This window comes from Streptomyces sp. NPDC058000 (assembly GCF_042886435.1).
Classification (GTDB): domain Bacteria; phylum Actinomycetota; class Actinomycetes; order Streptomycetales; family Streptomycetaceae; genus Streptomyces.
Window position 1 is genome coordinate 1 of record NZ_JBHVQS010000070.1, and the last position, 20,109, is coordinate 20,109.

The window sequence follows — 20,109 nt, forward strand, 5'->3', positions numbered from 1 at the left end:
GAGCGACTGCGACGATCGGTGGCACCTCCGGCCCCGCACACGCCAGCACAATCCGTGCCCGCAAAGCCAACGCCTGAGCCGACGTCGCCCGGCGCATCCACCGCTCCAACACCGCCCGCTCCTCATCACAGAGCAGCAACGGCTCCAGCTTCGGACCCCGACGAGGAACTGACGCACCAGCAGAAGAAGAAGTCACACAACAACTAACGATCAACTACTGGCGCAGGACACTAGGTTGCGTCCAGGCGAACGCGCGTACGGAGGTTGTGCTGTGATCGGGCTGGGAGCAATAGCGGGGATCGCGGCGGTGGAGCTCGGCATGGTGCTGACGCCGGGGCCGAACATGATCTACCTGGTCTCCCGCTCGATCGCCCAGGGCCGCCGGGCGGGGCTGATCTCGCTGGCCGGGGTCTTCCTCGGCTTCCTGGTCTACCTCTTCGCGGTGTCCGCCGGTATCGCCACCGTCTTCGCGCTGGTGCCGGAGATCTACCTGGCGATCAAGCTGGCCGGAGCGGGCTACCTGCTCTGGCTGGCCTGGAAGGCCGTCCGGCCGGGCGGCCGATCTGCTCTCGCGACCGAGGAGTTGGCGCAGGACGGGTCCCGCAAGCTCTTCCTGATGGGCTTCCTCACCTGCCTGCTCAATCCCAAGGTGGCCATCCTCTACATCTCGCTGCTGCCGCAGTTCGTCGACCCGGCGCGCGGCCATGTTGGTCTACAGGGGCTGCTGTTGGGGCTGACCCAGATCGCGGTGGGCGTTGCGGGCAACGCGTTCTTCATCGTGACGGCCGGCTCCGTCGCCGGGTTCTTCGCCCGGCACCCGCTCTGGCAGCGCCTGCACCGCTATGCGATGGGCACCGCGCTGGCGGGCTTCGCCGTCAGGATCGCCACCGAACGAACGGGCACGGTGGTCGCCCTGCGCTGACAGCTGGTTGCCGAGGGCGACCACCGCGGGTGAGCTGAACAATGTCAGCTGATGTCGGTTGATATCGGCTGGTGTCAGCCGATATCGGCCGGTGTTACTGCGAGAAGATCTTCGAGAACCCCTACGACGCCAGCGGGATGTTGGTGCACTCGAACAGCGCGCCGGGGCAGGCGTTGGCGTCCCGGCTCCCCTTCCAGAAGGCCAGCATGCCGAGGTGGTGCTGCCTGGCGAAGGCGAACAACTGCTGGTCGGCAGCCTGGTTGTAGATCTGGTCGTCGTCGTTCTCGCTGAGCATCGGCGTGACGCCGGTCATCGCCCAGGCTGGGTGCCGGTCTTCGCGGGGTAGAGCGTCTTGAGGTCCTGGACGCAAGGCGAGGGGGAAACACCAGCAGGTTCTTGGTCTGTTGGTGGTACACGGCTCATGGTGGTGTTGATCTGCTGAAACGGTGGTTGTGACCGTTGCCGGGAGAGAGCTGGTCCGTACATGGTCCGGATCTTGGCGTCAGCTGCCTGTTTGCTGGCCAGAGCCGTCGACAGCCTTCAGGCTGATGGTGTGTCCTCTTAATGTGACACGCCATCAGAAGAGGTGCGATTTATCTCTCCTTGGTCAGTGTTACGCCGGCATGGTTCCTGCGCTCGCGTCTCCCGGGCCGGTGAAGGGCTGGAGCGGTGCGCCTCGCACGGACTCGGATCGGAAGCCATCCGGTCCGACCGGCCGGTCGCCCAGGACCAGTACCCGGTACATTCTGCGCCGATGGTCGGTGTGATGGAGGTCAGTGGGCTGGAGGTGGGCTACCGCGCGGTTGTCCCAGACGGCGACGTCCCCGGGCTCCCAACGGTGTCGCACGGTGTATTCGGGACGGCTGATGTGGGAGAAGAGGATGTCGAGAATGCCGCGGCTTTCCCAAGGAAGCAGTCCGGTGATGTGGGATACGGACGCCGGAGGTAAAAAGAGCGCCTTCTGTCCGGTCTCCGGGTGAACTCGCACCACTGGGTGGACGGACAGCAGGGTATCCTCGACCCGCTTGCGGATCACCGCCAAGTCTTCGTCGTCAGAAAACAGTAGCTGTACTCCCGCGTGCAGAGCGTGCTCGGCCCGCAGGCTGTCGGCCAACTGCTGTAGGGGCCGAGAGAGGCCCTCGTAAGCGGCGGCGAGATTTGTCCATTGGGTATCGCCGCCATGCTCTGCGGTCACTTCACATCTGAGGAACGAAAAGGCTGGTGGATTCACGGATGAAGCAATGTCCACATGCCAGCCCGAGTCATGCCGATCCGACTTGCGATACAGTCGCTCCTCGAACCTGAGGCCACGTCGGTCATCGGTCGCTTGCCGATCGACGATAAGGATCTGCGGGAACCCTTCCGGATGAGTGCCATGTTTCGGCCCTGGAAGACGGGTTACCTCTCCGAAAAGTCGCGCGAGCGCCACATGGTCGGCGTGGTTCAGATGCTGTTCGCGAAAAAAGATCACTTTATGGCGGAGCAGGGCGATGCGTATCTCCCTGATGGTGTCGGCCTTGTGCTCGCCCAGTTCCTTCAGATCCACCCCACGGATGCTCGCCCCGATCTTTCCCGCGATGCAGCGAACCTCAATCCTGGAATATTCCTCGATCACGACGCCTCTCCTCTGACATGCCCAGCGTAGGATTGTCGTGCTTCAAGCGCGCCCAGGCCCCACTGGACGGCGCGCGGCTTAGCTTTCTCGGTGTGCCGGCTGCCCGAGGGGATAGCCGTTTCCATCCTGAAGACGTAGAGATTCCCGGTATTGACGGGAAGGTCCACTCCCTCGAAGTCCACGAGATGCACTTCCAGTTGCATGAATCTGGCCCGGAAATCGATGCGCGGATGGATTCCGGATTGGATTCGATCGTTGCTCGAACTTCATCTGCGGCCGTGGGGGACTCTGCTGGGCCCCGCGGGCCGGTCTGTGCTCAGGACCGACCGTACGATCGCTTGATGCCGCCCACACCGGAGGGCACCTAGCCGCGACGCACGAACGTAGCCGCGTGCCGGGTCATCCACTCCAGCTGACGGGCCACTCCGGTGATCAGGTCCACGCGGGGCTTCCAGGCGAGCAACTCGCCCGCCTTCCGTGGGTCGGCCAACGTCGCACGCATGTCGCCGGGTTGGGCGCTCGATGTGCTGGTCGGTACCGCGGTTCCGACGGCCCGTCCCACGATCTCCAGGAGCTCGGTGACAGACGCACTGCGGCCTCCGCCCACGTTGACGACCTCGGCCCGGGCGGGGGCCGTCGAGGCCGCCAGTGTCGCCGAGACCACGTCGTCGACGTACGTGAAGTCACGCCGGACGCTCCCGTCTCCGAAGACAGGCAACGGAACTCCGCTCAGTGCCGCACGAAGCGCCCTGCCGATCAGCATGTCGGCGCGCTGGCGTGGCCCGTAGACCGTGAAGTACCGCAAGGCAATCACGCTGGTGGTGGCGGCCGGGCGTTGTGCGAACGCCAGACACAGTTGTTCGGCGGCAAGTTTGGTCACTCCGTAGGGCGAGACGGGCCGGGCTGGTGCATCCTCGCGGCAGTCATCACCCTCGGCGACCTGCCCGTAGACGCTGGAGGACGACGCCAGAACCAGCCTGGGTACGCACTGCCTCTCACATTCCGTCATCAGCCGTTGGGTGCCCAGCACGTTGCAGGTGAGGTAGTCGGCGAACGCATCACCCCAGGACGGTCGCACTCCGGGTTGTCCGGCGAGGTGGAACACGACGTCCGCACCCGCGACGGCCGGGGCCAGTTCGTCGTACCGCAGGTCCGCGCGGACGTAGTCGAACGCGGGATGGCCCAGGCTGGACTGGAGGTTCTCGGCGGCGCTTCCGCCGTCGGGTTGCTGCCGGTCAAGCCCTATGACCCTGGTGCCCTGGCGGAGAAGTGCATCGGAGAGGTGAGAGCCGATGAAGCCGGCGACGCCGGTGACCAGAGCGCAGCCTGGCACTGCGCGCCGCGGAGCGGAATCCATGAATCCTCCGGTGACAACGACGGGGGCCGTTCACCCCCGCTCGGCGGGGAACGGGCGGGCAGGTGCGGAAGCGCCCAGGAACGGGGCGAGCCGCTCCCAGCCCTCGCCTCCGGCGACGTCCAGGACGAGGAGGTCGCCGGGCCGGTCGTCGAAGTGTGCGCGGACGGTGGCGACATGTTTGTCGTACACGCGCGAGAGGTGCCTGGCGTCGAACGCGCGGCAACCGTAGACGGCCTCGCGGACAAAGCGCCGCGTCTCCTGGGCGGCGCTGTGGGCGGCGTCGTCCTGACCGCAGGGCGAGCCGGCCGCCACGTCTTCCGGCCAGTCCTTCTCCACGGACGCGAGCCAACTCGCCTTGTCCCGGACGGTCAGGATGAACTTTGCGCCGCGGTGCAGCGCGTCAAGTTCCCGGAAGCACGGGACGGCTGCCACGTCGGCCAAGCCGTCGTAGTACTCCAGCAGCGGAAGGCGCCCGTCTCCTCGGGCCAGGGCGTTGAGCGAGGCACGGTCGACGGGGTAGTGGGCAACGTCGTACCCGAGCAGGTGCAGGGCAGCCCGCAGACTGCGGGTGCCGGTGCGCGGCAGCCCCAGGCCGAAGACCTTGGCCCGGTCCGCTCTGCGGCCGGCCATTTCGCGAACGCGTTCCCCCGTTCGGAGAACTTCGCGGCGGGTGAGTGCCGGCCGGTCCGGCAGCTTCATCGCTTCGACCTCGCGGAGGGCCGTCTCCGGAAGGCGCTCGATGTAGCGCTGTACGTCGGGGCCGGGGGTGCCCTCGGCAACGTGCACCCGGGCATGGTCGACGGCGACGCGGGCAACGTCATAGTCCGGCCCCTGACCCCACCGTGCGACGGCGGCGGCGAAGACGGGCCTGCTGGCTTCCGTACGGCTCCGGAGTTCTCGGAGGGCCATCTTGGCGAAGACGTGGTCGTAGTACTGGAAGTGATCGTGGAGGATATGCGCGCCCCGGTACTGCACGGAGTCCTGGATGCCATCCAGTGCGAGCTTCAGACGGGTGCTCTCAGGGCGCAGCACCCACGCGACGTCGTCCCTGCGGAGCTCGGTCCGCCGCATCCGCTCCACCACGTCGGTTCGGATGATGTGCACACCGCACGGCACTCGGCCCCGGAAGGGGTCGTGCACATAACTCTCCACGAATGCAAGGTCGTTGGCGTCGAGAAACGGACGGAGGTTCTCAAGGATGAGGCAGTCGGCGTCGAGGAACACCACGTGCGAGGCGCCCTCGTGGTCGATGCCCAACATCAGGTCGACGGCACGCCAGAATGGTCTGACGTCGTCGACGACGTGCACCCGGTGTGGACGGATGTGTTGGACAGCCAGGTCGAGAGCCAGGTCCGTAGTGCGCTCGCCGACCGTTCGCAGCACGAGATGCACGCGCCGCCCCCCGGCAGGCGGGCTCACGCCCTTCAGTTGCTGGATGGCGCCCGTCCCCCTGGCTCTGACCAGGCCCTGCCCGTGTGAACGCACTGGCGGAACTCCCAGGCTCTCGACTCACCCATGGCATCGCCAACTCTGATCACAGCCCGGCGATCGGTGTCTCCGGGAGTGCATGCCCCGACCCCTTACCGCCAAGCGGCGACTTCCGGCCGATCGGTTCCTGGCGCCTTCGCGCGCGCTCGCGTCAGGGTGGGTGACTGCGCCTTCGGAGCGAGCCGTCGAGTGCCGGGACATGGTGGGGCCGTCGGCGTGACGAAGAGGCGTTGCCTGGCGGCTTGGGCGGCTCTGCCCGAGCCTGAGCGCACGGATAACCTCCGTGCCAGCTGAACACGCTCTCACAGCAGGGCCAAGATGTCCTGCAGCTCTCCGGCGGCTGGAACCCACTCGCCCGCCGCTGCGTTGGCCCTCACCTGTTCCGGCTTCGTGGCCCCCGCGATCACTGAGCTGCATCCCGGGAGTGCGGCGAGGCCACCGATGGCGATCTCCAGGAGGCTGTGGCCGTTCTGCACACCCCAGGCAGTCAACGCCTCAACAGCGTCAAGCCGCGCTTCCGTCACCCGATGCGCGCTGCCCGCGATGCGAGTTCCTTCCGGGATCGGCTTGCCACGCCGCACCTTGCCCGTCAGTAAGCCGTTCGCCAGTGGGAAGTAGGGCAGCACGCCGAGGCCGAAATGGCGTGCAGCCGGGACGACTTCGGTCTCGATACCGCGCTCGAACAGTGACCAGTGGTTCTGTGCAGATACAAAAGGCTCGAATCCTCCGGAACGGGCGGCGCACGCGGCTTCGGCGATCTGCCACCCTGCGAAATTGGAGTTTCCGATGTAGCGAACCTTGCCTTCGCGGACCAATTCGGTCAGTGCGGAGAGGGTCTCTTCGATGGGGGTATGCGGATCGGGTGTATGGATTTGATAGAGGTCGATATAGTCTGTGCGGAGACGTCGAAGGGATGCCTCGACGGCGCGGCGAATGTAAGCACGTCCACCTCTTGCGCCGGCCGCTGGACCGTAGCCCATACCCATTTTCTGATGCCCGAACTTCGTGGCCAGGACGACGAGTTCGCGTTGGCCCTGAAAGCATTCACCAAGCACGGACTCGGAGTCTCCGTAGACGTCCGCGGTGTCGAACAGTGTGATCCCGGCATCCAGTGCGGAGTTCACCACCCCCCGCGCCTGGTCCAGTCCGACGGACCGGCCCAATTCATTGCATCCCAGGCCGACTGCGGAGACCTGCAATCCCGAAGTGCCCAACGAGATATAGCGCATACTTTCTCAGTGTAACGAGATGTGATGCTCATTCAAGAGGGGCGTCCTTGAGTGGGCGTAGGGGCGCGATCAAAGGCTGGACGAGCCCGCCAGCTCGCCCTCGCCCAGGGCCGGGGCGCCGTCCCAGGCCCATGAAGACCATCCCTGGCGAGGCGGGTGACGCAGAGGGGCGGCCCGCGCTGGCCGGAAGTGGGTGCTCATGTGGGGTGCCTGGCTACGGAGGCTGTGCAGGGGGTAGGCAAGCGCGGACAGTGAGTTGTCATGAGCACACATCGACAATCCGGGGTGGGTCGGTTGGGGGAAAAGCTCGGGGTGCCGGAGAAACGCCCGGATCTGTCAGATGGGTTGGCATCGTGGCTTCTCGGCAGGGGGTTGGCTGTGCGCCGGGTTCCGCGGGTGCCTGCGTCCGGCATCGGGGTGCTGCGTCGTGTCGTCGCCCGGCGCTCCGGGCCGCTGCTCTGTTCCGGTCTCCTCGACTCCTGGCCGGCCCGTAATGCCTGGACTCCGGCCACCCTGGTGGAACGCCACGGTGAGCGGCGGGTGACCGCCTTGATGGACCTCCCGGGCAGTGGTGTCCTTTTCCCGCAGGACCAGCAGCATTACGAGCAGGAGTTGAGGTTCGGAGAGTTCGTCGGGCGGATGGAATCCGCTGGTCCCTCCGCACCCTGTTACCTGGCGTATCAACGGGCTCACGAGATCTTCGACCCGGCTGACTGCGACTTCGCTTCTCTCCTCCCGTCCGACGGGCACCCCACTGATACCCGGGTGTGGATCGGCTCCGCGGGGACGCGTTCGATGCTGCACTCGGACCTCAAGGACAACTTCTTCTGCCAGCTTTGGGGGGAGAAGAGCGTCACGCTGCTGGCATGGCGGGACAGCAGGGCCGCGTACCCCTTTCCGGACAACCTGGTGAACAGCCAGGTGGACTTGGCCGATCTGGATGTGCGGCGCTTTCCGAGGCTGAGGCAGGTGGTGCTGCACTCCGTACGGATGGGCCCCGGCGACCTGCTCTACATCCCGCGCGGTTGGTGGCACGACATCCGGGCGCACACCGCGTCCGTCTCGGTCAACCACTGGTTCGGCCGGCCGCTGGGCACGGCTCAGTACCTGGCGTTGCTCGGCATTCTCGGCCCGCAGTACTGGAAGGCCACCGCCCGCGACTTCGTCGGGCACGGACTGCTGCGCCGGACGGAGTCGACGCGCTTCTTCTTCAGCCCGCCGTCCACCGGAAAACGGCTCTACGACGCCCTGCGGTTCGGTGGCTTCTCCCGCGGAAACGACCCCAGCGCGTCCTAGCACTCCAGCGAGAGGGAGTCCCCAAGACGGATTCCTCTCGCGGATACACCGGGCCTGAGTCGGCCAATACACATGCCATGAGAAGGGCATTGTTTTGCTTATCTGCGGTATCAAGGTCTCGCATGACGGTGGCATTGCAGTAATCGATGGAAATCGCCTGGTCTTCAGCGTCGAAACAGAAAAGATCGGCAATTTCCCACGCTACAGTCCACTCGGGGATCTCCGTCGGGTGTCAGACATCCTCAGGTCCGAGGGTATGGAGCCCGAGGACATCGACTGCTTCGTCGTGGACGGCTGGAAGTCGTCAATTGAGAACCCGTGGAGCGTATCCACCTCCAAGGACGGAGAACCAACCGCCCTGCCAGTGGCGCCCTACGCGGACGGCTCTCTGTCAGCCGATCCTGTGCACCGCTATACATTTACCGCGCACGACTTCAGCGAAAGAACCCCCGGTTACGTCAGCTACCACCATGTGACGAACCACCTGCTCGGCGCCTACTGCTCCAGCCCCTTTGCCCTGAGAGGCCATGATGCCCTCGCCCTTGTGTGGGACGGCGGCACGACTGCCAGGCTGTACGAGATTAAGCCAAATCAAAAGACCATCAGGCCCGTGGCCGGCCTACTGCCGTTCCGTGGAAGATTGTTTGCTCTCTTCAGTGCCAACTTGGGGCCATTTCGCAAAAACGGCTCACGGGCCGACCCCGAAGCCGATTGGCGCTACCGCGCTGTCCCCGGAAAGGCGATGGCCTACGCGGCCCTGGGCAAGGTGGAGCGGGATGCGTTCCCGGCTCTCAGTGCTTTCCTTGGCGGCATGTCCGAGGCGGACAAGGAGAGCAGTCTCGCTCTAGGCGGAGAGCTGACCGCCAAGCGCGAGCATCTCTTTCCGGGGATGTCGGATGCCGACCTCATCGCGACGTTCCAGGAGTACCTCGGCCAGGCTCTCGTATCCGCCCTCGTAGCCGTCGTGAAAGACAAGTACAAGGGCCGATATCCACGTCTTGTGATGGCCGGCGGTTGCGCTCTCAACATCAAATGGAATTCGGCGATCCGGGCCACCGGACTCTTCGAGGAGATCTGGGTCCCGCCATTTCCCAATGATTCCGGCGCTGCTATCGGCACCGCCTGCTGCGAGATGGTGCACAGCACGGAACGCCACTCCCTCGACTGGGACGTCTACAGCGGTCCACGCCTCTACCGGGATGGGACCTTGCCGGAGGGCTGGCGAGTACGGCCGTGCGACGAACGCCAACTGGCGGAACTGCTGCACACCGACGGGTCACCCGTCGTCGTCCTCTCCGGCCGTGCAGAGCTTGGGCCAAGGGCACTGGGGAACCGCAGCATCATCGCTCCCGCCACCGACGCCGGGACCAAAGACCTGCTCAACGCGATGAAGGAACGGGAAGCGTACCGCCCGGTCGCGCCGGTCTGTCTCGCGCACCGGGCAAGTGAGGTGTTCGATCCTGGTTGCGACGACCCGTTCATGCTCTTCGACCACCGTGTGCGGCAGCGGTGGGTGAGCCGCATTCCGGCGGTCATCCACCTCGACGGCACTGCGCGGCTGCAGACGATCAGTCCCACATCGAACAGCGCCATCGCGCGTGTTCTCACAGCTTATGAGGAGCTGAGCGGCATCCCCGTCCTGTGCAACACCAGCGCCAACTACGGCGGACGCGGCTTCTTCCCGGACGTCGCTTCCGCGGCCGCATGGGGTCGTACGCGGTACATCTGGTCGGACGGCCGCCTTTTTACTCATCCGGAGCAGGCTGAGAAGTCGTAGCTCCGATATGGAGAGATGCGCGTCGAACGGGAGTTTGGGCTAGGTGGGCGCTGCTGGTGCCCGGTCGGCCGTCGCGCGAAGGCCGACTGCTCGAACGGTCAGTTCCGTGGGCGTGACCCGGCCAGCGGGCGCCCACGCCGGGTAGCGAATCGTGCCTCCTACTCGCCCGGCACCCTAGGGTGATCATGGACGACGATGCGCGCCGGGGTGGCGGTTGTGTTGCCCAGGGCAGGCCGGAAGGAAGGGGTGGTGGCTCGTGCCGTTGCTGGGACGCAGCTCGGGCGGAGCGCTGGCCCCGCTGGCGCTGCCGTCCTTCCGCAGGCTCTTCGCAGCGCGCATGCTGAGCTGGTCGGGCTGCGCGATCGCGCCGATCGGACTGGCTTTCGCGGTGCTGCGGCTGCCGGGCGGGGAGAGCGTCGACGGCCTGGGGAGGGTGCTGGCCTGTGGTGTCGTGCCGCAGATCCTGCTGTTCTTCGTCAGCGGCGTATGGGCGGATCGCTGGCCCCGGCACTGGCTGATAGTGGCGGCGAATCTGATCTCCAGCACCGCCCAGGCCACCGCCGTGGCGCTGCTGTGGTCGGGTGCGGCCCGGCTGTGGCATCTGGCGCTGTTGGCCGCCGTCTGCGGCGCCGCCACGGCGCTCTTTCTCCCCGCCTGTTCGGCTGCGGTGGCGGACAGCGTGCCGGCGGAGCTGCGCGGGGCGGCGAATGCGCTGTTGCGGCTGGGGAGGAGCACGGTTCGGGTGGGTGGCCCGGCGGCTGGCGCGTCCATGGTCGCGGCCATCGGTCCGGCCTGGGCGCTGGCCTGGGACGCGGTGTCCTTCGCCGGTTCCGCCGCGCTGTTCGCTCGCAACGGTGGCCCTGGTGGCCCTGGTGGCCCGCAGACGGCGTTCGCCTGTCAGCTGCGCGAGGGCTGGGCGGACTTCCGGTCGCGGCGCTGGCTGGTGGTCATCACGTCGCAGTCGGCGCTGGTCCTGTCGGTGTGGATGGTCGGCTACCAGATGCTGGGGCCGGTCTACGGAGAGCGGTTCCTTGGCGGGGCGGGGCCCTGGGGAGTGGTGATGTCCGGTTTCGCCGCCGGGGTGCTCGGCGGGTCGGTGCTCGCGCTGTGGTGGCGCCCACGCAGGACCGGCCTGCTCTGCTGCGCCAGCGCCTTTCTGATGGCGATGCCCCTCGCGGCGATAGCGGCACGGGTTCATACCGTCGGGCTGGTGCTGGCGGTCGGGTCCGCCGGGATGCTGGCGTCGCTGTCGATGACGGTGTGGACGGGACTGCTCCAGGAGGTGATCCCCCGTGACCGGCTGAGCCGGGCGATGTCGTACTCCTTCTTCGGCGAGACGGTGACGGTCCCGCTCGGGTACCTGGCTGCCGCCCCCGCGTCCCGAGTCCTGGGGCTCAAGGGGACGCTGGAGCTCGGCGCGCTGCTGATCGCCCTGCTGGGGACGCTTCCGCTTCTGCTGCCGGAGGTGCGGCTGTTGAGCCGGCGGGTCACGACAGCGGGATGACGCCACCGCTGTGGTCCGCCGCGAGGGCGGCCGGATGCCACGCCGGTACCAGACCGTCGCGGACGAGGTCGCTGTCGGTGTGGACACGCCCCGGGTCGTCCAGCGCCCGGGGCGAAAGCGAGTGTGCAGCGCGTCGCAGGGTCCGTACCGCTTGGGCGGCTCCCGCCAGGCCGTGCTGGTGCGGAACTTCCACACGATCCCGTTGGACACGGTGCGGTCATCCAACCGCCTCCGACCCCGTCAAGGCACGGGCAACGGCGGCCTGTCGAACTCCCGTGCAGCATGGGACAGTTCATGACGACGCATCAACTCGCCTGAATGCACCACCCGAGTTCATTTGAAGGCACGACCTGGCCCGGCACCGAGTACCCGGACAGCCGGAGAACCTCATCAACTCAGGAGACCAGGCTTGGCAGAACAAGCTGGGCACCAATCGCAGCGTGTAGTGGTTACTGGTGGAGCGTCGGGAATCGGTGCGGCCATCGCGCGGCGCTTCGCACGGGACGGAGCGCGGGTGGCCGTTCTCGACCGCGACCGGGACGCCCTCGCGCGGTTCGTGGACGACGTCAACGAAGCCGTGCTGCCGCTGCACGCGGACGTCGCGGAGGAAGACTCCCTACAGGAGGCGTTCGCCGAGGCTGATGCAGCGTTCGGCGGGCTGGACGTGGTCTGCAACAACGCCGGAATCAGCATCCGGCGGCCGTTCCTGGAGACCTCGCTCGCGGAGTGGGAGCGCACGATGCGGGTGAATCTCACCGGGGTCTTCCTGGTGGCCCGCGAGGCGGGACGCCGGATGGCGTCGGGCGGTGGCGTCATCATCAACACCGCATCGGTCAGCGGGATGGTGGGCATGCCCGACTACGCGGCGTACAACGTGAGCAAGGCCGGAGTAATCGAACTCACCCGGACCGCGGCACTGGAACTCGCACCGGCCGTCCGCGTCAACGCGATCAGTCCGGGCTACGTCCTCACACCCATGCAACGGGCCGAGTACACCGAAGAACAACTCGCCGAACAGGCCGGGATGCTGCCACTGCAGCGGCTCGGCACCCCGGAGGAGATCGCCGCCCTGGTGACCTACCTGGCGTCCCCGGAAGCCGCGTTCGTCACCGGGCAGACATTCGTGATCGACGGAGGTGAGACCGCCGGTGGGCTGGCCAGCGCCGCCCGATGGCGTGACGAACGCGAGGTGCACGTGGAACCGACAGCAACACCGCGCCGAAGTGGGGGAGCATGACGAACGACGCGCAGCCGGACGAGCACGAGCGGGCACCTGCGCCGGCGGTCAACTCGTACACCGAATGGGACCCGTTGCGGGAGGTGGTGGTGGGGAGCCTGCTGGGCGGGGTGTTCCCCGACTGGCAGGAATCGATGGCGCACGTCGTACCCGACGCCGCCCGGCCCGTCTTCTTGGAGTTCGGCGGGACTCCGTTGCCCGCCGGCCTCCTCAAGGCGGCCGAGGAGGAGTTGGAGGGCCTGGTCGAGGTACTGGAGTCACACGGGGTGGCGGTGGTCCGCCCGGATGCCGTCGAGCACCAGGTGCCGTTCCGGACGCCGCAGTGGAACTCCGCGGGCGGACTCTACGCCGGGATGCCCAGGGATCTGCTGATGGTCGTCGGCGACGCCATCATCGAGGCCCCGATGTCCTGGCGCTGCCGCCACCACGAGGTGGACGCCTTCCGTTCGCTGATCAAGTCGTACTTCCGACGTGGCGCCCGCTGGCTCCCGGCTCCGCGCCCGCAGTTGACCGACGCGCTGTACCGCACGGAAGGCGAGGCGGGTGACTGGGCGGTGACCGAGTTCGAGCCGGTCTTCGACGCCGCCGACTTCCTGCGTTTCGGCCGCGATCTCATCGTCCAACGCAGCCATGTCACCAATGAGTTCGGCATCGACTGGGTGCGGCGGGCCATCGGACCGGAGCTCGGTGTGACGGTCGTCGACACCGATGATCCGCACGCGATGCACATCGACGCCACCATCGCGCCGCTGGCACCGGGCAAGCTTCTGGTGCACCCGGAGCGCTACGTCCATCACGAGGTGTTCGACGGTTGGGAGATCCTCCCGGCCCCGGCGCCGACGTTGCCGCAGGACTGGCCCATGTACTTCTGCAGCCCATGGGTGAGCATGAACGTGCTGTCCCTGGATCCGGAGACGGTGGTGGTCGAGCGCCAGGAAAAGCCGCTCATCGAAGCGTTGACGGCCTGGGGGTTCCGCTGCGTTCCGGTGGACTTCCGGCACGTCTACACCTTCGGTGGCTCCTTCCACTGCGTCACGCTGGACACCGTGCGGGAGGGAGGGCCCACACGGTATCTGTCGCGGCCCGGAGGCCGGTGATCCCGGGCCGTCAGGTGCGGAACAGGAGTCGCGAGTAGTCCGGTCGCAGCAGGACGTTGTTGTCGTACAGGCAGTACTCCACGGCCAGCAGGGGCAGGGCCGGGTCGCCGCCGGGGCCCGCCGACGCGCGCGCCGCGTCGAGCACGTCCTCGACGGTGGTGAAGCGGGCGGCGAGCCCGGCGCAGATGTCGTAGGCGGTCCGCGCGCTGCGGTCGTCCCAGTAGCCGGGCAGGCCGATCGCCGCGAAGACGTCGCGGACTCGGTCCGGCTCGGTGTCGACGAACAGCTCGACGAGGGCGCGGGCGAGCCGGCCCGCGTCCTCGTCCGTCGCGGTGCGTTCCCGTAGCCGTTCCAGCAGTGCCGCACCGCCGTCTGCCGCGACGGACGTGCGGACGTCTTGTGCTGCCTCGTCCTCGTCGGGGTCGACCGGCGCGTGCCGGAGGCGCTCGCACCACTGGGCCAGGCGTTTCTCATCGGTGTGGCGGGTGAGGAACGCCGGCCAGTCGAGGCGGGCCCGGTAGGCGCGGGACAGGAAGGTCTTCTCCACGTAGGCGAAGAACTCGTCCACGGCCCGGGCGCTGCCGAGGGCCTCCACCAACGCGGTCGGGTAGCTGAAGGTGGGATGCACCAGGTCGACCTCGTCCAGGAGCCCTTCCGGGCCGACGGAGTACGCCGACGCCGAGGTGTCGTCGAGCAGGCCGTCGCCCAGGTCGAAGACCCGGGTGGCGCGGGTGATGAGGGAGTCGTCGAAGCGTTCGCCCAGGCGCAGCCCGCTCACCGTGCGCAGGGTGGCCGAGACGGTCTCCGGGGTGGCGTAGGTGTTGCCCAGGAACATGTCCAGCCGCCGGGGCGGCTCTGGCAGGCCGTGCGCGCGGCGGTACGCCTGGTCCTCCTCCAGCCAGGCGACCTGCGCCTCCACCGCGTGCCGGGCCCGGTAGGGGACGCGGGTCCGCTTGAGGTTCTCGTCGTCGTAGGAGGCGAACTGGTTCCAGCTGGGTTCGAAGTGCGACTCCAGCAGTGCCCGGATGTCGTTCCGTTCCAGTGCGGGGTTGGGCAGCAGGTAGCAGGTCCAGCTCACTGGCGTCGTGCGTCCGTGGTTGAGCTTCCGCATGCGTGTGGCCATGTCGAGCAGCAGCTTGTTGCTGCCGACGTTGATCTCCGAGCAGACCAGCCACACGCGGGAGACGCCCCGGTCGGCGAGGAAGGTGATGTCGGCCATCACGACGTCGAGGTCGCGGATGTGGTGGCGCCGGCCCTTGACCATCGGTTCGGTGCAGAAGTAACAGCGGTACGGGCAGCCGCGCTGTACTTCCACCGGGACGTGCACGTCCGCGTCCGGCCCGATGACGCGCTGTGGACCGTAGAAGTCCAGCAGGTCGCGCAGGACGGCGTCGGTGTACTCGGTGTGGTCCGCGGGTGGTAGGAAGGTCCGGGGGTTGATGGTGTAGCCGCTGTCAGTGTGGTGGGCGAGGTTGGCGATGCGTTCCACGTTGCGGTGTGCCAGCACGTCATCCAGGTGTTTCAGCACCTCGTCCGGCTCGCCGGTTACTCCGAAGTCGGGCCGGAGTCGGTCCAGCAGGTCCGTGGAGCGGGTGGTGAAGCCGAAGCCACCCACCATTATCGGACACTCCGTCAACTCCCTTAAAACAAAGATGAGTTGCTCGGTCTCATGGAGCGGCCAATAACTGTTCCTGCGCACCGGAGGGGCACCCGGCAGGTCGTAGTCGGCGTAGTTCCAGATGAAGATGGAATCCAGTTGCCGCAGGTGGATGCCGATGAGCCTGGGGTTGGTGCGCTCCAGGACTTCGCGCAACGTCGTGCGCCACGACGCCTTGGGCGTGTGCAGCAGGTCGAGACGGGCGGCGGTGAGTTCGTGGCGGGCGGCCACGGCCGAAACCTGCACGAAGGCGTAGGGATAGATGGGCAGCGCCGGGTAGTTGGAGGCGCTGAGGAGGAGGATGTCCGCGCCCTGTTGCGCCGGGGCGGTCGGGTTGTCGACCGGCATGGCGGGAATGGTGACACACCGTCGGTCATCACACCAGAAGCCCGCTACGTCGGGTGTCCGAATCGGCGCGTTGAGTGGCGTGCGCCCTTGTACCGGTCATGTGCGGCCCGAAGAATGGGACTTCGCGCTGCCGCCGTCTGCCCTGGACTCCTCGGACGGCTTTCCACGTCCGCGACTTACCGCCTTCCGCCATCGCCGCAGCTCTTCGAGAGTCGGCGGGTCGCCGCGATGGCCCTTACCCATGGGGAGAGTGGGCCTGTGATCGCCCCTGTGCTCTCGGCAGACTCCCACGTTGTCGAACCGGTGCGACTGTGGACCGAGGGGCTGGAACGCCGCTACCGCGACCGCGCACCCCGGGTCTCCTGGAACTCCGAACGACGGGGTTGGTACTTCACCTGCGACAACCTGAGACCCGCCCTGGTCAACACGCTCTATGCCACCGACACCACCCCCGAGGACTTCGTGGACGCGGAAGCCGTCGTCGAGGCGGCTCGGATCGGGGGCAGCGATCCGGCCGCACGGCTGAAGGACATGGCGCTGGACGGAGTGGCCGGGGAGGTGTTGTATCCCAGCCTGGGCCTCCACCTCTTCTGGCTCGCGGACGCGGGCTTCCAACGCGCCTGCTTCCGTGCCTACAACGACTGGCTCGCCGACTACGTGCGGCACGCACCGGAGCGGTTGGTCGGCCTCGGGCTGATGTCGCTGTGGGACACCGAAGAAGCCGTACGGGAACTGCACCGCTGCCACGACCTCGGACTCAAGGGCGCCGCCATCTGGGCCTCCGCCCCCGACGAACGTGACTTGGCCGGAGCCGCCAACGACCCCTTCTGGCAGGCGGCACAGGAACTGGACATGCCCGTGTCCATGCACTGCCTCACCGGCTACCGGGACAGCCCCCGGCTCTTCGACTACACCACCCCGATGGGCCGCATCCAGCGCAACATGGCCTATCCCGAGGAACTCCAGCACACACTGACGGACCTGCTCTTCTCCGGCGTCCTCCAGCGTTTCCCCGGCCTCGACATCGTCCTGGCCGAGAACGACATCGGCTGGATCGCCTATCACCTGCTACACGCCGACCGGATCTACGACAAGCTCGGCCCGGCGCTGGGCACCGACCTCACCATGTCCCCGAGCGACTACTTCCGCCGCCAGGTCCACGCGACCTTCACCGAGGACGAGGTGGGCGTGCTGACCATGCGCCTGCTCGGCCCGGACAACTTCCTCTGGGGCAGCGACTACCCGCACTACGAAGGCAGTTGGCCGAACTCCAAGCAAGTGCTGGAGCGCTGCCTGGCGGAAGCCGACGGGGGAGCACGCGAGCAGGTGACCTCCGGCAACTGTGCGCGCCTCTACGGATTCGATCTCACGACGCTGACCACCGAGTGAAGGAGACCCGCATGGCGGAGCCGACGACGCACCCCTGGTACCGCTTCATCGACGACGACATTGAGAACAGAACCCGGGCGGGCGTCGGCTTCACGAACCTGATCTCCCAGCGCCCCTACGCACTGACCGCCGAAACCCTCCAGGGCTTCATCGACCGCAACGCCCGGATCCGCGAATTCCAACGGATCACCCGCGACGTCTTCCTGGCCAGTCTGCGCGGCGACGCCGACCCCGCCATCGCCGACACCGTGCTGGCCCGGCAACCGCCGGAACGCGGCCGGGACTACCACCTGAAACTGACGGAGCGGCACCTCGCCCTGCCGCTCTACTTCCGTACCGACGAGCCCGCCCCCGGGGCCATCGCGGAAGTACAGTGCCCGGCCTCCGGCTGGGAGATAGCGGACCAGGTGCACTCCCTGTACCGGTCCTTCCCGGACGACTTCGACGCCACAAAACGGCGCTTCGACCCGCTCATCGACGACCTCGCCACCTCCCTGCGCTCCCGGTTCGGCGACGACCTCGTCATCCACCACCTGACCGGCAACGCCTCCCGGCCGCACGGCGTCCACTACACCGTGCAGCGGCTGCGCGAAGCCGGCATCCGGCACTTCGGCTGGGACGCCGTTCACTGGAAGGACTGCGGATTCGTCCGTGCCCACGAGTTCTACGACCTCAGGTACAACGGCTTCTTCGACCAGTGGATGGAGGCGTGCGAAGAGGGCGAGCTCGTCTTCGACCACCCGCCCACGCCGCTCTACGACGCCAAGGTGACGATGGCCTGGCCGTTCTGGTCGAAGGCCAGGCAGTACTACCCCGACGAGGTCCGGGGGATCTTCCCGCACACCGAGATCATCACGCCGGAAGGCTTCCACCTGCCCGACGGCACCTGGATCACCCTGGACGAGTACTGCCGGCTGGGCCAGAGCCGACGCCGCTACTACGTGAAGTTCGGTAGCCACCACCCGACGCTGAACTGGGGCAGCCGCGCCGTCTACCACTCGGGCAGCTTCTCCGGCTCGGCGCTACGTGCGCTCTTCGACCGGGTCTGCGCCGACACCGCGGAAGGCCACCTCTGGGTCGCCCAGGACGCGTGCCTGCTGGCGGAACCCGCCGCGGCCTTCTCCCGGAGCGGGGAGGACGTCGAGTTCGACGGCTACACCAAGCTGAGCGCCTTCTACACCCCGGAGGGCCTGGCCGGCGTGATGGCCATGCAGGAACGCGCGCACAAGGTGCACGGCTCACTGAACACCGTCGTGAGCGCCGCCTACTGAGGAACCACGCACGAGGAGGTGGAAGGTGAGGAACAGCGGCTCCGACCAGATCCGGCTCACCGGACGGGTCCACTCCGTCGACTACTTCCGCTTCGTCGAACGGGACGAGACGGACTGGCAGGCGTGGACCGACGTCCTCCGCGGCAAGGTCGCCGGCGCGATCTTCCGCGGAGTACTGACACCGGACGTCTGCGAGCACATCCGGCGGAACTTCTGGAGCAGCCCGATGCTCCAGAGTAAGGAACACAGCACTCGGGACGCGGACTACTGGTGCGGCAACCACCTCTTCACCGCCTCCAGCCTCGACTGGTACCTCGACGAGGCGGACCGCGCGCGCACGGCCCTGGAGACGCTGTGCGCGGGCCCGGGCCGGACACCACTGTCCCTGCTGGACGAGTACCGCGACCACCTGGCGGACCGCGGCATTCGGCTCCGCCTCGCGGAACACCAAGGCCGGCGGGCCGCCCCCTTCCGGGTGCGCTCCCGCGGGGACCATGACGCGCTCGTGCTCGCTCCGCACGACGACGCCGAGGCCATCCGCCACGCGCGCCACATCGACGGCTGCGAGGTCAAGCAGGTCAGCCGCCTGTGCAACGCCCTGATGTGCGTGGAGAACGGCTCCGGGGGCGAGCTGTTGTACTGGAACATCTCACCCGACCGCGAGAGCCGCGCCGCACTCGGCATGTCCACCGACAGCTACGGGTACCCGATCGAGTCGCTCTCCGGCATCGAACAGCTCACCGTGCCCGTCCACGCCGGGGACGTGTACGTCTTCGACACCGCGAACGTGCACGCCGTGGCTCCCTGCGGCAGCGACCGGGTCCATCGCACCACCATCAATCTCCTGATGGGCCAGCTCGACGAGGAGACGACGGTGTACTGGTCCTGACTGCCCGAGACCGCAAACGCGACCGAAGGGAGTGAAGACGGATGGGGACAGCCACCCAGAACGTCGCCGGAATCGACGTACGGCGTCTCGCGGGGCACATCGGCGCCGAGATCGCCGGTGTGGACCTCTCCGCACCGATGTCCGACACCGTGATGGCCGGAATCCGCGCAGCGCTGCTCCGGCACAAGGTGATCTTCTTCCGCGACCAACGGCTGAGCCACGCCGACCACATCGCCTTCGGCCGACGTTTCGGTGTGCTGACCCGGCGCCCGGGTCGCAAACACGGGGTCCATCCCGAGGGACACCCGGAGATCCTCATCGTCGACCCGGATGCGGAGGACTCCCGTTACGGCCGTCGGTTCGAGGAGCGGCTTCGGCCCAAGGCACTGCGCCACGACTCGGGCTGGCACGTGGACCTGGCCGCAGCCGTCAACCCCCCGGCCATCTCCGTCCTCCGCTCCGAGGTGGTCACCGAATACGGCGGCGACACCCAGTGGACCAACCTGGTCGCGGCCTACCGAGGGCTCTCCGGCCCACTGCAGGCCCTGGCTGACGGACTGCGCGCGGAACACACCCTCTATGCCGCCTGTGAGCTGGTGCTCTCCGACGAGGAGGACGTGGAAGTCATCCGCCGGCTCACCGAGGACACCCTGCTCTCCGTGCACCCGGTGGTGCGCGTCCACCCCGAGACCGGCGAGAAGACGCTCTTCACGCCACCAGCCTCGGTGACCCGCCTCCTCGGTCTGCTGCCCTGGGAGAGCCGCCATCTACTGGAACTGCTCTACGAGCACATCGGGCGACCCGAGTACACCGTCCGCTGGCGCTGGGCGGTCGGCGACGTCGCCGTCTGGGACAACCGCGCGGTAGCCCACCTCCAGCCGGCCGACCTGGACCACACCGACTACCGCCGCACTCTCTACCGGGTGACCGTCCTGGGCGAGCCCCCGGTCGGTCCGGACGGCTTCACCTCCGAGGCCGTCCGCGGTGAGCCGCTCACCGTTCACGCCCAGTCCTGACCAACACTCCTGCGAGC

General features: G+C 67.4%; 16 protein-coding genes and 1 pseudogene. 10 read left to right on the forward strand and 7 right to left on the reverse strand.

Translation table 11 applies throughout. From position 1 onward, the window contains the following. Positions 1 to 271 precede the first annotated feature (271 nt). Positions 272 to 922: a LysE family translocator gene (locus ACFVT2_RS37900; protein ID WP_390025671.1), complete on the forward strand. Its 651-nt coding sequence runs from the start codon at positions 272 to 274 to the stop codon at positions 920 to 922. Positions 923 to 1,043: 121 nt separating this feature from the next. Here the strand turns inward: ACFVT2_RS37900 and ACFVT2_RS37905 are convergent, their stop codons facing one another. From ACFVT2_RS37905 to ACFVT2_RS37925, 5 genes are all read right to left on the reverse strand, one after another. Continuing rightward, complete coding sequence (locus ACFVT2_RS37905) at positions 1,044 to 1,235, reverse strand: hypothetical protein (RefSeq protein ID WP_390025673.1); 192 nt, start codon at positions 1,233 to 1,235, stop codon at positions 1,044 to 1,046. A gap of 300 nt (positions 1,236 to 1,535) precedes the next feature. After that, positions 1,536 to 2,537 (reverse strand): TauD/TfdA dioxygenase family protein, encoded by a 1,002-nt coding sequence (locus ACFVT2_RS37910; RefSeq protein ID WP_390025675.1) that lies wholly within the window; start codon positions 2,535 to 2,537, stop codon positions 1,536 to 1,538. Between the two features lie 364 nt (positions 2,538 to 2,901). After that, entirely contained in the window at positions 2,902 to 3,894 is a 993-nt protein-coding gene (locus ACFVT2_RS37915; RefSeq protein ID WP_390025677.1) for an NAD-dependent epimerase/dehydratase family protein, read from the reverse strand. A gap of 30 nt (positions 3,895 to 3,924) precedes the next feature. Beyond that, positions 3,925 to 5,286 carry a sulfotransferase family protein gene (locus tag ACFVT2_RS37920; protein ID WP_390025679.1) on the reverse strand — a complete coding sequence of 454 codons (1,362 nt, stop codon included), beginning with the start codon at positions 5,284 to 5,286 and terminating at the stop codon, positions 3,925 to 3,927. 398 nt (positions 5,287 to 5,684) lie between these two features. After that, entirely contained in the window at positions 5,685 to 6,611 is a 927-nt protein-coding gene (locus ACFVT2_RS37925; RefSeq protein WP_390025681.1) for an aldo/keto reductase, read from the reverse strand. 396 nt (positions 6,612 to 7,007) lie between these two features. On the opposite strand from ACFVT2_RS37925, the gene ACFVT2_RS37930 reads away from it, so the two are divergent. The 3 genes from ACFVT2_RS37930 (at position 7,008) to ACFVT2_RS37940 (ending at position 11,188) form a co-directional block, all read left to right on the forward strand. Continuing rightward, entirely contained in the window at positions 7,008 to 7,907 is a 900-nt protein-coding gene (locus tag ACFVT2_RS37930) for a cupin-like domain-containing protein (RefSeq protein ID WP_390025683.1), read from the forward strand. A 94-nt stretch (positions 7,908 to 8,001) separates the two neighbouring features. Next, a complete protein-coding gene (locus tag ACFVT2_RS37935; RefSeq protein WP_390025685.1) occupies positions 8,002 to 9,684 on the forward strand; it encodes a carbamoyltransferase N-terminal domain-containing protein in 1,683 nt (560 codons plus the stop codon). A 256-nt stretch (positions 9,685 to 9,940) separates the two neighbouring features. Then, positions 9,941 to 11,188: an MFS transporter gene (locus ACFVT2_RS37940; RefSeq protein ID WP_390025687.1), complete on the forward strand. Its 1,248-nt coding sequence runs from the start codon at positions 9,941 to 9,943 to the stop codon at positions 11,186 to 11,188. Between the two features lie 144 nt (positions 11,189 to 11,332). Here ACFVT2_RS37940 and ACFVT2_RS37945 read toward each other — a convergent pair. Further along, positions 11,333 to 11,398, reverse strand: a pseudogene (locus ACFVT2_RS37945) (hypothetical protein); the annotation flags it as partial. Positions 11,399 to 11,633: 235 nt separating this feature from the next. Between ACFVT2_RS37945 and ACFVT2_RS37950 the strand changes: the two are divergent. Then, a complete protein-coding gene (locus tag ACFVT2_RS37950; RefSeq protein ID WP_390025689.1) occupies positions 11,634 to 12,425 on the forward strand; it encodes an SDR family NAD(P)-dependent oxidoreductase in 792 nt (263 codons plus the stop codon). Further along, a complete protein-coding gene (locus ACFVT2_RS37955) occupies positions 12,422 to 13,522 on the forward strand; it encodes an amidinotransferase (RefSeq protein WP_390025691.1) in 1,101 nt (366 codons plus the stop codon). Before ACFVT2_RS37950 ends, ACFVT2_RS37955 begins: the two co-directional genes overlap by 4 nt. A 10-nt stretch (positions 13,523 to 13,532) precedes the next feature. On the opposite strand, the gene ACFVT2_RS37960 is transcribed toward ACFVT2_RS37955, so the two are convergent. Continuing rightward, positions 13,533 to 15,527 (reverse strand): B12-binding domain-containing radical SAM protein, encoded by a 1,995-nt coding sequence (locus ACFVT2_RS37960; protein WP_390025693.1) that lies wholly within the window; start codon positions 15,525 to 15,527, stop codon positions 13,533 to 13,535. Positions 15,528 to 15,785: 258 nt separating this feature from the next. On the opposite strand from ACFVT2_RS37960, the gene ACFVT2_RS37965 reads away from it, so the two are divergent. The 4 genes from ACFVT2_RS37965 to ACFVT2_RS37980 are packed head-to-tail and all read left to right on the forward strand — an operon-like array spanning position 15,786 to position 20,092. Continuing rightward, entirely contained in the window at positions 15,786 to 16,916 is a 1,131-nt protein-coding gene (locus ACFVT2_RS37965) for an amidohydrolase family protein (protein WP_390025695.1), read from the forward strand. Between the two features lie 11 nt (positions 16,917 to 16,927). Next, the gene (locus ACFVT2_RS37970) at positions 16,928 to 18,187 is read left to right on the forward strand and encodes a hypothetical protein (protein ID WP_390025697.1); all 1,260 of its coding nucleotides are present in this window, start codon (positions 16,928 to 16,930) and stop codon (positions 18,185 to 18,187) included. Positions 18,188 to 18,212: 25 nt separating this feature from the next. Continuing rightward, positions 18,213 to 19,076, forward strand: coding sequence for a hypothetical protein (locus tag ACFVT2_RS37975; protein WP_390025699.1), 864 nt, complete (start codon positions 18,213 to 18,215; stop codon positions 19,074 to 19,076). Between the two features lie 41 nt (positions 19,077 to 19,117). Beyond that, entirely contained in the window at positions 19,118 to 20,092 is a 975-nt protein-coding gene (locus tag ACFVT2_RS37980; RefSeq protein ID WP_390025701.1) for a TauD/TfdA dioxygenase family protein, read from the forward strand. The last annotated feature ends 17 nt before the right edge of the window (positions 20,093 to 20,109 follow it).

Bases quoted from the DNA above. Each gene is read 5' to 3' on its own strand.
- ACFVT2_RS37960 (WP_390025693.1), bottom strand. From the start codon at position 15,527: ATGCCGGTCGACAACCCGACCGCCCCGGCGCAACAGGGCGCGGACATC.
- ACFVT2_RS37955 (WP_390025691.1), top strand. From the start codon at position 12,422: ATGACGAACGACGCGCAGCCGGACGAGCACGAGCGGGCACCTGCGCCG.
- ACFVT2_RS37970 (WP_390025697.1), top strand. From the start codon at position 16,928: ATGGCGGAGCCGACGACGCACCCCTGGTACCGCTTCATCGACGACGAC.
- ACFVT2_RS37905 (WP_390025673.1), bottom strand. From the start codon at position 1,235: ATGACCGGCGTCACGCCGATGCTCAGCGAGAACGACGACGACCAGATC.
- ACFVT2_RS37980 (WP_390025701.1), top strand. From the start codon at position 19,118: ATGGGGACAGCCACCCAGAACGTCGCCGGAATCGACGTACGGCGTCTC.
- ACFVT2_RS37925 (WP_390025681.1), bottom strand. From the start codon at position 6,611: ATGCGCTATATCTCGTTGGGCACTTCGGGATTGCAGGTCTCCGCAGTC.
- ACFVT2_RS37915 (WP_390025677.1), bottom strand. From the start codon at position 3,894: ATGGATTCCGCTCCGCGGCGCGCAGTGCCAGGCTGCGCTCTGGTCACC.